This is a genomic window from Paenirhizobium selenitireducens ATCC BAA-1503, assembly GCF_900492185.1.
Lineage (GTDB): Bacteria > Pseudomonadota > Alphaproteobacteria > Rhizobiales > Rhizobiaceae > Allorhizobium > Allorhizobium selenitireducens_A.
The window spans coordinates 198,107-211,853 of sequence record NZ_UEYP01000003.1; the positions used below are offsets into that span (position 1 = coordinate 198,107).

Consider the following 13,747-nt stretch of genomic DNA (forward strand, 5'->3'; position numbering starts at 1 on the left):
ACCTTATCCGCATGCGCCGTTTTCATTTATACGCCCCGCTCATTGCCGCTGTCCTGTTCTCGATGGCCTTCGGACAGCCGTCCCTTGCGCAGGCCGATGCGAATGAAAGCGTCTCCCTCGACGCTCCGGCCGATGGCAAGACGGCAAAGGGCGTCGACGCCTTGATCGCCGAACTCGGACGCGAGCGCGATCCGGAAGCCGCAAACCGTCTGACCGAAGAGATCATGGCGAACTGGAATGCTTCCGGCAGCGCCACCGTCGACCTCGTCATGCAATGGGCCCTGACCGCCGCGACCGAGAAACGCAACGCCGCCGCGCTAGATTTTCTCGATCAGGCCATCGTGTTGAAACCCGACTTCGTCGGCGCCTGGAACCAGCGGGCAACGCTTCACTACACGATGGGCAACTACAAGAAGGCGGTGTCCGACATTAATCGCGTGCTGGAACTGGAGCCGCGCCATTTCGGTGCTCTCGCCGGCCTTGCGGCGATCCTCAGCGAACGTGGCAGCGAAGAGATGGCGCTGAAGGCCTGGGAGCGCTATCTGGCGGTCTACCCTGCCGACCGGCAGGCCCAGGAGGTCGTGACCAAGCTCTCGGAAAAACTGGCCGGCAGCCGCACATGATCACGTGCACTGTCGCACGCCTGCCGCCCCGCCACTGACATTCCGCCATGGCCTCCTTCCCGTTGAACCCGTCTCGCACCATGCTGCTGACCGCACTCGCCTCACTTACCGTTCTCACCGCGGCCGCAGCCGGCGTGACTGCGCTTCGTGCCCGCGCCATCGAGGCCGATGCCCCGCGAATCGGCACGTTGACCGATATTGGCGGCCTTGCCATGCACGCGCTCCATGTCCCGCCCGGCGCCGACGCCGACCTGCCACCGATCGTCTTCATCCATGGCGCGAGCGGCAATCTGCGCGACCAGGCGGCCGCCTTTCGCGATCCGCTCACAGGCCGGGCCGAACTCCTGTTCGTCGATCGGCCGGGACATGGCTATTCCGAGCGCGGCGGGCCGCAAAACGCCTTTCCCGACGGCCAGGCCCACGCCATTGCACGCCTGATGGAGAAGCGCGGCATCGATCGCGCCATCATCGTCGGCCATTCCTTCGGCGGCGCGATCGCCGCGAGCTTCGGCGTGCTTTATCCGGAAAAGACCGCCGGACTGCTGTTCCTTGCCGCGGCCACCCATCCCTGGCCGGGCGGCGTCGACTGGTACTACAATCTGGCATCGACACCGGTGCTCGGACCGCTCTTCTGCCACACCGTCGCGCTCCATGCCGGCATGGCGCGGCTCGACGCGGCGACCCGCGGCGTCTTTGCCCCCAATCCGCGCCCTGAGACCTATGTCGGCGACACGGCCCCTGCCCTGGTGCTGCGCCCCGCCGCCTTCTGCGCCAACGCCACCGACGTCGCCAATCTGCACGGCTATGTCTCGGGCTTTGCCGAACGCTATCGCGAGATCAAGGCGCCGACGGTCATCGTCACCGGCGACAGCGACGACATTGTGCTGGAGGAGATCCATTCTCGCGGACTGGCGCGCGACATCGAGGGGTCGGAACTGGTGTGGGTCGAGGGCCTCGGCCACAAACCGGACTATGCGGCACGGGACCTCGCCATCGCCGCGATCGAGAAGATAGCCGGTCGCCCGCGAGACCTCCAGGCCATGGCGCGGGAACTGGAGCCGAAGCTCGCCGCCACCCGTGTTGCTCCGCCGCCCAGCCGTCCGGGACTGCAGGCCGGCCAGTAGGCACGTCCTGCAAGGCGGCCACAGCACCAACGGAAAAGCCGCCCGGAGGCGGCTCTCGCAAATTCGATGGCAATGTCGACCGTCAGATACCCGACAGGCCGTCCGAACCGATATAGGCGATGCGCAGCATGTTGGTGGCACCCGGCGTTCCGAGCGGCACGCCGGCCGAAATGATGACGCGGTCGCCCGGTTTTCCGAAGCCTTCGGCGACGACGATGCGGCAGGCGCGGTTGACCATGTCGTCGAGATCGGTCGGCTCCTCGGAGACGACGCAATGCAGACCCCAGACGACCGACAGGCGACGCGCCGTCTGGATGACCGGCGAAAGGGCGATGATCGGCACTTCCGGACGCTCGCGCGCGGCGCGAAGCCCGGTATTGCCCGACGACGTGTAGCAGACGATCGACGTCAGCTTCAGCGTCTCGGCGATCTGACGGGCGGCGAGCGAGATGGCGTCCGCGCCGGTCGCTTCCGGCTGGGCGCGCTGGGCGTAGATGATGCCGGGATAATGGGGCTCGCGCTCGACCGTGCGGGCGATCGACGCCATGGTGGAGACGGCCTCCACCGGATACTGGCCGGATGCCGATTCGGCCGACAGCATGACGGCATCGGCGCCTTCGAACACGGCGGTGGCGACGTCGGAAACTTCGGCGCGGGTCGGCACCGGCGCCGAGATCATCGATTCGAGCATCTGCGTGGCGACGACAACCGGCTTGCCGGCGCGGCGGCAGGCACGGATCAGCTGCTTCTGCAGGCCCGGAACGGCTTCCAGCGGCATTTCCACGCCAAGGTCGCCACGCGCCACCATCAGGGCGTCGGAGAGTTCGATGATTTCGTCGATGCGCTCGATCGCCTGCGGCTTTTCGATCTTCGACATGAGGCCGACGCGGCCACGGGCGATCTTGCGTACCTCGGCCAGGTCTTCCGGCCGCTGGATGAAGGAGAGCGCCACCCAGTCGACCTCGTCCGTCGCCAGCACGGCATCGAGGTCCGCGTGGTCCTTTGGGGTGAGGACGCCGACGGCGAGCAGCGTATCGGGCAGGCTCACACCCTTGCGGTCGGAGATCTTGGTGCCGGAGACGACGGTGGTGACGATGCTCTTGCCGTCGCACTTCTCGGCCCGCAGGTGAAGCTTGCCGTCGTCGATCAGCAAACGGTGGCCCGGCTTCACCGAGGTGAGGATTTCCGGATGGGGGAGGAAGACGCGGGTGTTGTCGCCCGGTACGTCCTTGTCGTCCAGGGTGAAGGTCTGGCCCGGCACCAGTTCCACCGTGGTCTCGGCAAACTTGCCGACACGCAGCTTCGGCCCCTGAAGATCGGCGAGGATGCCGATCGGCCGGCCGCATTCGGCCTCGACTGAACGGATCTTGGCGATCAGGCTGCGCATCACATCGTGGCTGGCATGGCTCATGTTGATGCGGAACAGGTCCGCCCCCGCCTCATGCAGCTTGCGGATCATCGCTTCGTCGGACGACGCCGGGCCGAGCGTTGCGAGGATCTTCACTTTGCGATTACGCTTCATCAGTTCTGGCTTTCCTGCGTGCCGGGCGTGTCGGAAAGCTGGACCATCCAGCTGCCCTGTCGGCCCGTGTCGTATTCCTTGAATCCCATCTGCTGGTAGCCCCGCGCGAAGCAGTCCTGCACGCCGACGATCTTGAACTCGTTCTCGGCGGCGCACATGTTGATGTCGCCCGTCCAGCGTCCGCCGCGGGCAGCATCCTCGGCATAGAGATAGTAGTAGCGTGATTGCAATTCGCCCTCGATCAGCGTCGCGCAGGTCGAGGCCGGAACCTGCCACCAGCCTTCCGTGATCCAGCCTTCGGCCGCACGGTAGCCGATTGCCACGCCGACGAGGTTCTGGGTGCCGTTACACACACGGAACTCGGCATGGGCCACCCCGGCTGCAAACAGCGGTGCAACGAGGGCACTGGCGATGAGAAATTGTCTGAGATGACGCGCGCTCCCGAGGGCGCTTGGAATTCTATCTTGCTTCAGCACGGTTTCCGCTGGAACTCCATGTTTGTGCGTCGACTGCTTTCTTGCGATGATGGTCCAGGAAAGTCAACGCAATTCTAATCGATTATATTTTTGACATAAACCATCGACCGCGATCTTGGCACAAACGTGACCGGGACGAAAGCTTGCGCTCGTCTTTCCCCCATGTCATCAAGCCGCGACAACCATTCGCGGCTTTTCTTCATGCAAGACAACGATGCCTTTGAAATCCTGGATGGGCACGCCGAGCGGGGGCTCGTGCTTCTGGCCGACCATGCAACCAACCATCTGCCGAAGCGCTACGACAGTCTGGGCCTGCCCGACACAGCCTTTGCCCGCCACATCGCCTACGACATCGGCATTGAGGCCCTGACCCGCCTGCTCTCCGCGAGGCTCGGCGTGCCCGCCGTGATGAGCCGCTTTTCGCGCCTGTTGATCGATCCGAACCGCGGCGAGGACGATCCGACGTTGATCATGAAGATCTCCGACGGCGCGATCATTCCCGGCAATCACCCGATCAGCCCCGAGGAATGGAACCACCGCATCGGCACCTTCCACCGGCCCTATCACAATGCCGTCAGCCGGACGATCGCAGCGGTCGGCGCCGCCTCGGGAAAGGCGCCGCTGGTCCTGTCGCTGCATTCCTATACGCCTGCCTGGAAAGGCGTTGCCCGCCCCTGGCATGCCGCGGTGCTGTGGGACAGCGATCAACGCGTCGTGGAGCCCCTGCTTCATCACCTGCGGGCACCCGGCGACATTCTGGTCGGCGACAACGAACCCTATGACGGGGCCCTGAAGGGCGACACGATGTATCGCCATTGCATGATGACGGGAACGCCGCACGCGCTGCTGGAAATAAGACAGGATCTGATCGGCGACGATGCGGGCGTTGCCGCCTGGGCCGAGCGGCTCGCACCCATCTTCGACAACCTCAATGCCGACCCGGCGCTGCACCGCTACGAGGTCCACGCCTCCCGCACGGGCCCCTACCCGATCGACTGAAGAAACCCTCGGCGGATGAACGGGAATTCGCCGCAATTGCCTGCGCAATTCGCCTGGCGCCTGCCTGCCGTGCGACGCGGGACCGAAGAGTGACCGCTCGCGTGCAACTTGGGTCTTGACGCGAGCCCCGCTTCGCGGCAGTTCAGCCCCACGAAATGAGATTACCGCTATTCAAGGAGAATGCCCATGTCTGATGCTGCACACGGCGTCGCCCGCGACCAGCTCCGCGCCTTCGTCGAGCGCATCGAGCGTCTCGAAGAGGAAAAGAAGACCATCGCCGACGACATCAAGGATGTCTACGGCGAAGCCAAGTCCATGGGCTTCGACACCAAGATCCTCAAAAAGGTAATTGCACTGCGCAAGAAGGACGAGCAGGAACGCATGGAGGAGGATCTGATCCTCGACACCTATCTGCACGCCCTCGGCATGATCGAGACCCCGCCGGAGGAATAATCCGACGCCGCACATTTCTGAACTTTGAAAAGCCCGCCTGACGACCTGTCAGGCGGGCTTTCGCTGTTCTGTCGACGAGAAACTCTGTCGATCTGTATAGGGGCGCGACGACCTTACGGTGCGCCGAAGCGGCTCGGATCGACCGACACGGCACCCTGCTGGAAGCCGACCGGCACCGCCGCCGTGGGCGCGCTCAGCGAGCGGCTGACAACCCGCGGTGCCTTGGCCGCCTTGTCGACCTTTTCGAAGCGGTCCTGGTTCAAAGCCCAATAGGAGATCATGTCCTCGGTGAGGCGACCGCCGGTCATAGCCATGCGCGCAGCCTCGGCCTCGGCCTGGCTCGGACGCTTGCCCTTGGCCGGCAGGCCAGCCGCGATCCCGTTTGCGTCGGCCGTCTTCGGCATGTCGAAGCCGTCGCCGAATTCGCCTTCGCCCGCTGCGGGCTTGGCTTTCGGAGCGATGGCCGCGACCTGAACGGCCGGAGTTTCGTCCATCGTTTCGTCAACCGGGCCGTCCGTCTGGACCGGCAAGGCGGCACTCGATACCGGCGCCTCCGGACGCGATCCCGGCAGCGGCATGTTGTTCTCTTCCAGCGCTGCCGCAGCTTCCGGCGAAAGGATCGCCTGCTCGATTTCGTCGACCTCGGCCTCCGGTTCGCTCTCCGCGCCGGCCAGCAATGCCTCGGCCACGGCGGGCCGTGCAACCGGCACCGGAACCAGCGCCGGCTCTTCTTCGACCGCGCCGGCAAGAGCGGGATCGACCGAGGCGGTCAAGAGTTCGGGAGCTTGTGCATCACCCTGCATGCCACGCGGCCCCAGAAGGGTCGGAACCGGAATCTTCATCGCCTGCAGATCCGCAAAGCCTTCCTCTGCCGTAGGCGTACCCGATGTGACACGCGAAAGCGCATCTTCAGCCGGGTTCCGGGCCGGCGAATACAGTGCCACGGCAAGGCTCGTGTCAGCCGCCGTCAGCGACGGTCGGGCGGCCGGCACCGGCGCGTTGAGCGCAACGGTCGGCTCCGGCATCGTCAGTTCCGCCTGACGCGGCGGCGGTGCGGCGGTGGCCACCATCACCGGCTCAGCCGCCGTCACGACGGGCTGCGGCGCGACCGAAGGCCGTTCGCTCGGCAGGACCACATCTTCTTCCTCGTCCTCGTCGCCGCCACCGAACAGCATGGCGAGCAGGTTCTTGCGCTTGCCACCGACCGACTTTTCTTCGGCGATCATGATCTGCTTGGAGTTTACCCGCTTCTTGTATTCGGCCAGCGCCTGCTGGTAGCCGGGCAGAGGCTTGCCATCGGAGGGGATGTGGACGGTCTTGCCGTCGGGGAACAGGCGAACCAGTTCCTGACGCGACATGCGCGGCCAGGCGCGCACACCGGCAACATCCATGTGGACGAAGGGAGAGCCGGAATTGGGATAGTAACCCACGCCACCGACCTGCATCTTCATGCCGATCTCGCGCAGCTTCTTCAGCGGCACGCCCGGAATGTAGAAATCCATCGCGGTGCCCTGCATGTGCTGGCTTTCCTTCGCCACGCCCTTGGAGCGCGAGCGCAGCATGGCATTGGTAGCCGGCGACCGGTAGCCCGAAACGACCGTGATATAGCCCGACGCGCCGGAGCGACGATAGACTTCCCACACGAGGTCGAACAGCCGCGGGTCCATCTTGGTGGGTTCGTTGCGGCGCCAGTCGCGCACGAGGTAGCTCAACTGCTTCAGGCCCTTGGCATCGTAGCGACCATTGCGCTTGAAGACGACGGCCGCCTTTTCGCCTGTGTGGACGAAATGGATCTTGAGCGTGCGGGTTTCAGCGGAGGCGCTGGGCGCCATGTAGAGGAAGAGGATGGCACTGACGAGGAGACATGCGAAGACCGACAGGGCCGTCCGGGCGAAGGACCGTGCATACGCAGCCGGATGACTGCGCCCGTTTCCGCCGAAAGGCGCGCTGCGATCATGCGTTATCAGCAATTCAATCCCCGTCCGAAAGACTACGTCCCGCGTCAACCTAAATGACTGCCAAATGCGGTAACACCATGGCAAATTTGCCACACGCACACAAGCAATCCATATATAGTGAACGTATGCCTAACAAGTGATTAGCTGCTGATAAGAGAACACCTTTACCCGACAGTTAACAATGGGGCTACTTTACGGCATCATGCCGCGTGTTTTTGCGGATCGTCGGGGTCAATTCCATAGTCCTTGAGCTTGCGGTAGAGGGTCGAACGACCGATTCCGAGCTTGCGCGCGACCTGGCTCATCTGCCCGCGATAGAACTTGAGAGCGAATCGGATCAGCTCCTCCTCGATCTCGGCGAGTTTGCGGACGTTGCCGGCATCGTCTGTGCTGATGATGACGTTCGCAGCGATATCACCGGCTGGCGCGGACCTTCCGGTCGGCGCCGGTTCGACCGGCGATTCGGAGGCGTGACCGTGACTGGCCACATCGAAGACGGGCGCCGTGGCGGCTGGCGCGACTTCGTATCCGCCGCGCTCTGCAACAGGCGCCGCCGATGGACGGTCGGATAGCCTTTGCGCCAGGATCTGCGGGAAGTCGGACTCGCCAAGCACCGGCCCTTCGGCCAGGACGACCGCCCGGAACACCGCATTTTCCAGTTGGCGCGTATTGCCCGGCCAGTCATAGCCGGTCAGAAGGCCGAGCGCCGCCGCATCGATGCCCAACGGCTTTGCCAGGCGTTGCTCCGCCGAGAACCGCTCGACGAAGGCGCGCGCCAGATGCGGAATATCCTCCTTGCGGCGGCGCAGTGCGGCGATGGTGATCGGAAAGACGTTGAGGCGATAGTAGAGATCCTCCCGGAACCGCCCCGCCTTGACCTCCTCGATCAGATCCTTGTTGGTGGCGAAGATCAGCCGGACATTGACCTTGCGGGACCGCTTGCCGTTGAGCCCGTCGATCTCCCCGTTGTGGACGACCGAAAGCAGCCGGGTCTGCACGTGGGCGGGCAATTCACTGATTTCCTCGATAAACAGCGTGCCGCCTTCCGCCTCGGAAAACTTGCCGGGCACCTGGCCCCCACCGGCCGGGTCGGATGCGTCCGGACCAAACAGCACACCTTCGATCAGGGCATGAGGAACGGCGGCGCAATTGACGGCGACAAAGGCCCGCGCCGAGCGCTCGCTCGTCGCATGAATGGCACGCGCCATCATTTCCTTGCCGACGCCGGCCTCCCCTTCGAGCATGACCGGAATGACGGACTGGGCGGCCCGCCGGCCGAGTTCCACCGCGCGCGCCATGGCCGAACTCGCCGCGACGATGTCGCCGAAACCGACCGTACCGGAGCGCGTGCGGCGAACGGATCTGCCCTGCGAACCGTTGCGGTTGAACCGGATGGCGCTGTTGATTGCAGCGCATATGCGCTCGCTCGAGCATGGCTTGACGAGAAAATCGAAGGCGCCGGCCCGCATGGCCTCCACCGCGCGATGGGTGGCGCCCTCGGACGTCTGGACGATCACCGGAACGCTCGCATGCAGGTCGCCGAGCGACTGGAGGAAGCCGTTGCCGACACGCTCAGGCGTGGAAAGGTCGGCCAACACCACGGCGATCTCGTTTCGATGCCGGCGAAACACCTCAAGCCCGGCCTGATCGCTATCGGCAAGATGAACGACATGTCCAAGCCCCTCGATCGCCGCCTTGAGTGCGCGGCGCTGCGCCGCATCGTCATCGATTACAAGGATATGAGCGGTCAACGTCGAGCTCCCGGATTCATTCTGGCGCTTCAGGCGGAATGCGGATTGCAAACCATGGCTCGGGCAAACCTGCCAGAAAGGACTGAACATCCAGTTTTGAGTAAAGCTCGCATTTTATCAATCTGATAGCACCCATCGGGCATGACAAAGCCGGCACCGGCGGGAACGCACGCTTGCCCCATCGGGCGGGACTGACTACATCTCCTCGACGACCCGTAGGGAAAAGAGAAGGACCACCATGCCGAGAGATTTTGAGCCCGTCCGCACCCTGTCCGCAGCCACTCCGAGCGCCGCGGTGCAGCCCGAGCTGGGCGACCTTCCGCTGTGGAACCTCTCGCATCTCTATCCGTCGCAAACCTCCGAGGCCTTTCGCGGCGATCTTGAAAAGGCCGCCAGCGATGCCGTCGCCTTCGAGGCGAAATGGAAAGGCAAGCTCACGCAAGCCGCCTCACTGACCGGCGACCGGGGACTGGCCGCGGCGCTGCGTGAGCTTGAGGCGCTGGAAGACCTGCTCGGCCGGATCGCCTCCTATGCCGGCCTCACCTACTATTCCGACATGACCAATGCGGAAAACGGCAAGTTCTTCGGCGACGTCCAGGCCAGGCTCACAGACATTTCGGCCCATCTCCTGTTTTTCTCGCTGGAGCTGAACCGGATCGACGACGCCATCGTGGACGCCGGGATGCAGAGCGATCCGGCGCTCGCCCACTACCGCCCGTGGATCGTCGACCTGCGCAAGGACAAGCCATTCCAACTTGAAGACAGGATCGAGCAACTCTTTCTCGAGAAATCGATGACGGGCGCGGCCGCCTTCAACCGGCTGTTCGACGAGACTCTCGCCTCGCTGCGCTTCAGGGTCGGCGAGCAGGAACTGCCGCTCGAAGCCACCCTCAATATGCTGCAGGATGCCGACCCCGCGCTTCGCGAGCAGGCGGCCAAGGCGCTGTCGCAGACCTTCAAGGACAATATCCGTATCTTCGTGCTGGTCACCAACACGCTCGCCAAGGACAAGGAAATCTCCGACCGCTGGCGCGGCTTCGAGGACATTGCCGACAGCCGCCACCTGGCGAACCGCGTCGAACGCGATGTGGTCGACGCGCTGGCCGCGGCCGTGCGTGAGGCCTATCCGCGCCTGTCGCACCGCTATTATGCGATGAAGGCGAAATGGCTCGGCATGGAACAGATGAATTACTGGGATCGCAACGCGCCGCTCAAGGAGACCCCTGACCGGCTCATCCCGTGGAACGAGGCCAAGGATACGGTTCTGTCAGCCTACGGCGCCTTCGCCCCGGAAATGGCCGAGATTGCCGGCCGCTTCTTCGACGAACAGTGGATCGACGCACCGGCACGGCCCGGCAAGGCGCCGGGTGCGTTTGCCCACCCGACGGTGCCCTCGGCCCATCCTTACGTGCTCTTGAACTACCTCGGCAAGCCGCGCGACGTGATGACGCTCGCCCATGAACTCGGCCACGGCGTGCACCAGGTTCTCGCCGGGGCGCAAGGGCCGTTGATGTGCCAGACGCCGCTGACACTCGCCGAGACGGCTTCCGTGTTCGGTGAGATGCTGACCTTCCGCACCCTGCTCGACCGCACGGCCGACAGCAAAGAACGCAAGGCCATGCTCGCCCAGAAGGTCGAGGACATGATCAACACGGTCGTGCGCCAGATCGCCTTCTACGAATTCGAGCGCAAGGTGCATACCGCCCGCAAGGAAGGCGAGCTGACGGCGGAGAAGATCGGCGAGCTGTGGCTCTCGGTACAGCAGGACAGCCTCGGCCCGGCGATCCGGATTTCGGAAGGCTATGAGAGCTGGTGGGCCTATATCCCCCACTTCATCCATTCACCCTTCTACGTCTACGCCTATGCCTTCGGCGACTGCCTGGTGAACTCGCTCTACGCCGTCTACCAGAATGCCGAAGAGGGCTTCCAGCAGAAGTATTTCGAGCTCTTGAAGGCCGGCGGCACGAAGCACCATTCGGAACTGCTCGCTCCCTTCGGCCTCGACGCCACCGATCCGTCGTTCTGGGCCAAGGGCCTGTCGATGATAGAAGGCCTGATCGACGAGCTGGAGGCGCTTGATAAGACCTCCTGAACCGGAGACCGCTTAAGCCCCAATGGCTGACCATGCCCCCTATGCCCTGTTCCGCGACGACAAGCGCGGAGAAAGCCTGTTGTTTGCCGATCCGCGCGAAATCGTCGTTGCGCGGACGGCCGGCGAGGTGCTGCCCGCCTTCGAGAGGCTGGAGGTGGCGCGACGATCGGGCAAATGGCTGGCGGGTTACGTCTCTTATGAAGCGGGGTATGTGTTCGAGGACAAGCTGAGGCCGCTCGTCGAAGATGGTCGCGAGACGCCGCTGATCGCGATGGGCATTTTCGATGGCCCTGCGCCGGCCGGACATCCCCTTGCAGCACCGGCCGAGGCGGAAGACGCCCCCTTCATCACCGAGCCGCATGCCGGATGGGATTTCGCCGCCTACCGCCAGCGCTTCGAGCGTCTGCACGATCATCTGCGCCGGGGCGATTGCTACCAGGCGAACCTCACCATGCCGATCGAGGCACAGTGGCGCGGCGATGCGCGGGCCGCCTTCTGGTCGCTCGTCGCCCACCAGCCGGTGCATTACGGCGCGCTGATCGATCTCGCAGGCCCGGTGATCCTGTCGCGCTCGCCGGAACTGTTCTTCAAGGTTGACGGCGACGGCTGGATCGAGACCCATCCGATGAAGGGCACGGCACCCCGCGGGGCAATGCCGGGCGAAGACGAGGCAATCATCGCTGCCATGCTCGCCGACGACAAGACCCAAGCGGAAAACCGCATGATCGTCGACCTGCTGCGCAATGATATCTCTGCGATCAGCGAGGTGGGGACGCTGACGGTGCCAAAGCTGTTCGAGATCGAAACCTATCCAACGGTTCATCAGATGGTGAGCCACGTCCGTGCACGGCTTCTCGACGGCATTGGTCTGCCGGAAATCTTCCGCGCCCTGTTCCCCTGCGGCTCCGTGACCGGAGCGCCGAAAATGTGGGCAATGCGCATTCTCGCCGAACTCGAAACCGGTCCGCGCGATGTCTATTGCGGCGCCATCGGCTATTGCGACCCTTCCGGGCCCATGCGCTTTTCGGTGGCCATACGAACTCTGACACTGTTCAAAGACCACCGCGCAGTCTTCAATGTCGGCGGCGGCATCGTCTTCGATTCGAAGGCGGAAGCGGAATACGAGGAATGCCTGTTGAAGGCGCGCTTTGCGGTAGGGGATCAATGGATTTCTCGCTGATCGAAACCATGCGCTGGCAGCCGGAAGAAGGCTTTCTCCGGATCGACCAGCATCTGCGTCGGCTCTCGCGCTCCGCCGACGCGCTCGGATTTCGCCAGCCGCAGGATGCGCTGGCCAGGCTGAACGCAGCCGTCGAGGGCGACCAGCCTCTCCGTGTGCGCCTGACCATGAGCTTTCGCGGCAAGATCGACGTCACGGTGGCGCCGTTCGCTCTACAGTCCGAAGACACGGTCTGGCGGCTCCGCATCGCCGAAACCCGGCTGAAATCCGACGACAGCCTGTACCGCCACAAGACCTCGCGCCGCGAACCCTATGAGGCGGCGCGCGCCGAGTTCAAGCTTGAGGACGCCGACGAGGTTCTGCTGCTGAACGAACGCGGCGAGGTCTGCGAAGGCACCATCACCAATCTCTTCGCCGAGGTCGAGGAAGGCCGGTTCGTGACACCAGCCCTGTCGAGCGGCCTGTTACCAGGCGTCTTGCGCGCAGAACTGATCCGCGAACGCAAAGCCAGGAGCGAGGTCCTGCGGCCCGAGGACCTGCATTTCAGAAAACTCTATGTCGGCAATTCGCTGCGCGGCCTGATCCGCGCCGAACTGGTGGAAGGCGACGCCTGATGTTCATTCTCTCCCTCACCTATGTGAAGCCGCCGGAAGAGGCAGACCGCCTGATGGAACCGCACATGGAGTGGGTGAAACAGGGCTACGATACCGGCATGTTCCTCGCCTCCGGCCGCAAGATACCCCGCACCGGCGGCGTGATCCTTGCCAGGGGCGAGCGCGCAGACATCGAAGCCTTCGTCGCCGCCGATCCGTTTTCGGTTCACGGCGTGGCTGACTATGAGATTACCGAAGTCGCCCTGACGCGGACGGCGGACGGATTGGATCGCTTGAAAGAATAAGGGCGCACCACAGGGGCGATTGAATCTCAGCAAACGTGCGCATATATACACACATCAAGGGTGTGCGGATGGAGAAGGACTCGCGCAAGATCATCCAGCGGCTCAAAGCCGAAGGCTATGAACTGGTTGCGGTTTCCTGATCCCATCACAAATTTCGCAAGAACGGCAAGACGATCATCGTCCCGCACCCTAAGAAGGATCTGCCTCTAGGCACTGCGCGCGCCATCGCAAAGCAGGCAGGCTGGATCTGAAGTTAGGAAGGACTGGTCGCAATGCGATATTATGTAGCTCTTGTTCACAAGGATCCGGAAAGCGCATTTGGCATCAGCTTCCCGGACCTGCCGTCCGTTTTTTCCGCGGCGGATGACGAGGAAGAGATCGTTCCCAATGCGGTAGATGCCCTGCGGCTTTGGGCCGCGGACGAGGAATTGCCCGTCCCCTCCTCGCATGCCGACATTCTGGCAAGGGCCGACGTCCGGCAGGAACTGAAGGCGGGAGGCTTCCTGATCCGTGTTCCCCTGATCGAGGACGACACCCGAACGGTTCGCGCCAACATCACCATGGAAGCAGGCACTCTTGCGGCAATCGACATGGCGGCCAAGGAGCGCGGATTGACGCGTTCGGCATTCCTGGCAAGCTGTGCCCGCAAAGAGATAGAGCGCTCGGCGTGA

At 63.8% G+C, this 13,747-nt stretch carries 13 protein-coding genes and 1 pseudogene; 10 read left to right on the plus strand and 4 right to left on the minus strand.

Annotated elements, in window-relative coordinates; genetic code table 11:
- The first annotated feature begins 11 nt into the window (after positions 1-11).
- Both RHIZ70P_RS07170 and RHIZ70P_RS07175 read left to right on the plus strand, forming a co-directional pair.
- Complete coding sequence (locus RHIZ70P_RS07170; RefSeq protein ID WP_115669710.1) at positions 12-623, plus strand: tetratricopeptide repeat protein; 612 nt, start codon at positions 12-14, stop codon at positions 621-623.
- An 80-nt stretch (positions 624-703) separates the two neighbouring features.
- The gene (locus tag RHIZ70P_RS07175) at positions 704-1,747 is read left to right on the plus strand and encodes an alpha/beta fold hydrolase (RefSeq protein ID WP_181903982.1); all 1,044 of its coding nucleotides are present in this window, start codon (positions 704-706) and stop codon (positions 1,745-1,747) included.
- 82 nt (positions 1,748-1,829) lie between these two features.
- Here the strand turns inward: RHIZ70P_RS07175 and pyk are convergent, their stop codons facing one another.
- Both pyk and RHIZ70P_RS07185 read right to left on the minus strand, forming a co-directional pair.
- Positions 1,830-3,269, minus strand: a complete 1,440-nt coding sequence (gene pyk, locus RHIZ70P_RS07180) for a pyruvate kinase (protein ID WP_115669711.1) — start codon at positions 3,267-3,269, stop codon at positions 1,830-1,832.
- Positions 3,269-3,682, minus strand: a complete 414-nt coding sequence (locus tag RHIZ70P_RS07185) for a DUF1036 domain-containing protein (RefSeq protein ID WP_115669963.1) — start codon at positions 3,680-3,682, stop codon at positions 3,269-3,271. Before RHIZ70P_RS07185 ends, pyk begins: the two co-directional genes overlap by 1 nt.
- A 225-nt stretch (positions 3,683-3,907) precedes the next feature.
- Between RHIZ70P_RS07185 and RHIZ70P_RS07190 the strand changes: the two genes are divergently transcribed.
- A complete protein-coding gene (locus RHIZ70P_RS07190) occupies positions 3,908-4,744 on the plus strand; it encodes an N-formylglutamate amidohydrolase (protein WP_115669712.1) in 837 nt (278 codons plus the stop codon).
- Between the two features lie 186 nt (positions 4,745-4,930).
- Complete coding sequence (locus RHIZ70P_RS07195; protein WP_028736531.1) at positions 4,931-5,197, plus strand: DUF2312 domain-containing protein; 267 nt, start codon at positions 4,931-4,933, stop codon at positions 5,195-5,197.
- A 113-nt stretch (positions 5,198-5,310) separates the two neighbouring features.
- Here the strand turns inward: RHIZ70P_RS07195 and RHIZ70P_RS07200 are convergent, their stop codons facing one another.
- Both RHIZ70P_RS07200 and RHIZ70P_RS07205 read right to left on the minus strand, forming a co-directional pair.
- Complete coding sequence (locus tag RHIZ70P_RS07200; RefSeq protein WP_235842168.1) at positions 5,311-7,167, minus strand: DUF882 domain-containing protein; 1,857 nt, start codon at positions 7,165-7,167, stop codon at positions 5,311-5,313.
- A 188-nt stretch (positions 7,168-7,355) separates the two neighbouring features.
- Complete coding sequence (locus RHIZ70P_RS07205) at positions 7,356-8,906, minus strand: sigma-54-dependent transcriptional regulator (protein ID WP_115669713.1); 1,551 nt, start codon at positions 8,904-8,906, stop codon at positions 7,356-7,358.
- 238 nt (positions 8,907-9,144) lie between these two features.
- Between RHIZ70P_RS07205 and RHIZ70P_RS07210 the strand changes: the two genes are divergently transcribed.
- The 6 genes and pseudogenes from RHIZ70P_RS07210 (at position 9,145) to RHIZ70P_RS07235 (ending at position 13,747) form a co-directional block, all read left to right on the plus strand.
- Positions 9,145-10,998 carry a M3 family oligoendopeptidase gene (locus RHIZ70P_RS07210; protein WP_115669714.1) on the plus strand — a complete coding sequence of 618 codons (1,854 nt, stop codon included), beginning with the start codon at positions 9,145-9,147 and terminating at the stop codon, positions 10,996-10,998.
- Positions 10,999-11,020: 22 nt separating this feature from the next.
- A complete protein-coding gene (locus tag RHIZ70P_RS07215; RefSeq protein WP_115669715.1) occupies positions 11,021-12,178 on the plus strand; it encodes an aminodeoxychorismate synthase component I in 1,158 nt (385 codons plus the stop codon).
- A complete protein-coding gene (locus tag RHIZ70P_RS07220) occupies positions 12,163-12,792 on the plus strand; it encodes an aminotransferase class IV family protein (protein WP_115669716.1) in 630 nt (209 codons plus the stop codon). Before RHIZ70P_RS07215 ends, RHIZ70P_RS07220 begins: the two co-directional genes overlap by 16 nt.
- Positions 12,792-13,076, plus strand: coding sequence for a YciI family protein (locus tag RHIZ70P_RS07225; protein WP_115669717.1), 285 nt, complete (start codon positions 12,792-12,794; stop codon positions 13,074-13,076). Before RHIZ70P_RS07220 ends, RHIZ70P_RS07225 begins: the two co-directional genes overlap by 1 nt.
- Positions 13,077-13,144: 68 nt before the next feature.
- A pseudogene (locus tag RHIZ70P_RS07230) lies at positions 13,145-13,327 on the plus strand (type II toxin-antitoxin system HicA family toxin).
- 21 nt (positions 13,328-13,348) lie between these two features.
- The gene (locus tag RHIZ70P_RS07235; RefSeq protein WP_115669718.1) at positions 13,349-13,747 is read left to right on the plus strand and encodes a type II toxin-antitoxin system HicB family antitoxin; all 399 of its coding nucleotides are present in this window, start codon (positions 13,349-13,351) and stop codon (positions 13,745-13,747) included.

What these genes read in the sequence shown, in the direction of transcription:
- RHIZ70P_RS07170 (WP_115669710.1), top strand. Translation starts at nt 12, where the DNA reads ATGCGCCGTTTTCATTTATACGCCCCGCTCATTGCCGCTGTCCTGTTC.
- RHIZ70P_RS07175 (WP_181903982.1), top strand. Translation starts at nt 704, where the DNA reads ATGCTGCTGACCGCACTCGCCTCACTTACCGTTCTCACCGCGGCCGCA.
- pyk (WP_115669711.1), bottom strand. Translation starts at nt 3,269, where the DNA reads ATGAAGCGTAATCGCAAAGTGAAGATCCTCGCAACGCTCGGCCCGGCG.
- RHIZ70P_RS07190 (WP_115669712.1), top strand. Translation starts at nt 3,908, where the DNA reads ATGTCATCAAGCCGCGACAACCATTCGCGGCTTTTCTTCATGCAAGAC.
- RHIZ70P_RS07195 (WP_028736531.1), top strand. Translation starts at nt 4,931, where the DNA reads ATGTCTGATGCTGCACACGGCGTCGCCCGCGACCAGCTCCGCGCCTTC.
- RHIZ70P_RS07210 (WP_115669714.1), top strand. Translation starts at nt 9,145, where the DNA reads ATGCCGAGAGATTTTGAGCCCGTCCGCACCCTGTCCGCAGCCACTCCG.
- RHIZ70P_RS07215 (WP_115669715.1), top strand. Translation starts at nt 11,021, where the DNA reads ATGGCTGACCATGCCCCCTATGCCCTGTTCCGCGACGACAAGCGCGGA.
- RHIZ70P_RS07220 (WP_115669716.1), top strand. Translation starts at nt 12,163, where the DNA reads ATGGATTTCTCGCTGATCGAAACCATGCGCTGGCAGCCGGAAGAAGGC.
- RHIZ70P_RS07225 (WP_115669717.1), top strand. Translation starts at nt 12,792, where the DNA reads ATGTTCATTCTCTCCCTCACCTATGTGAAGCCGCCGGAAGAGGCAGAC.
- RHIZ70P_RS07235 (WP_115669718.1), top strand. Translation starts at nt 13,349, where the DNA reads ATGCGATATTATGTAGCTCTTGTTCACAAGGATCCGGAAAGCGCATTT.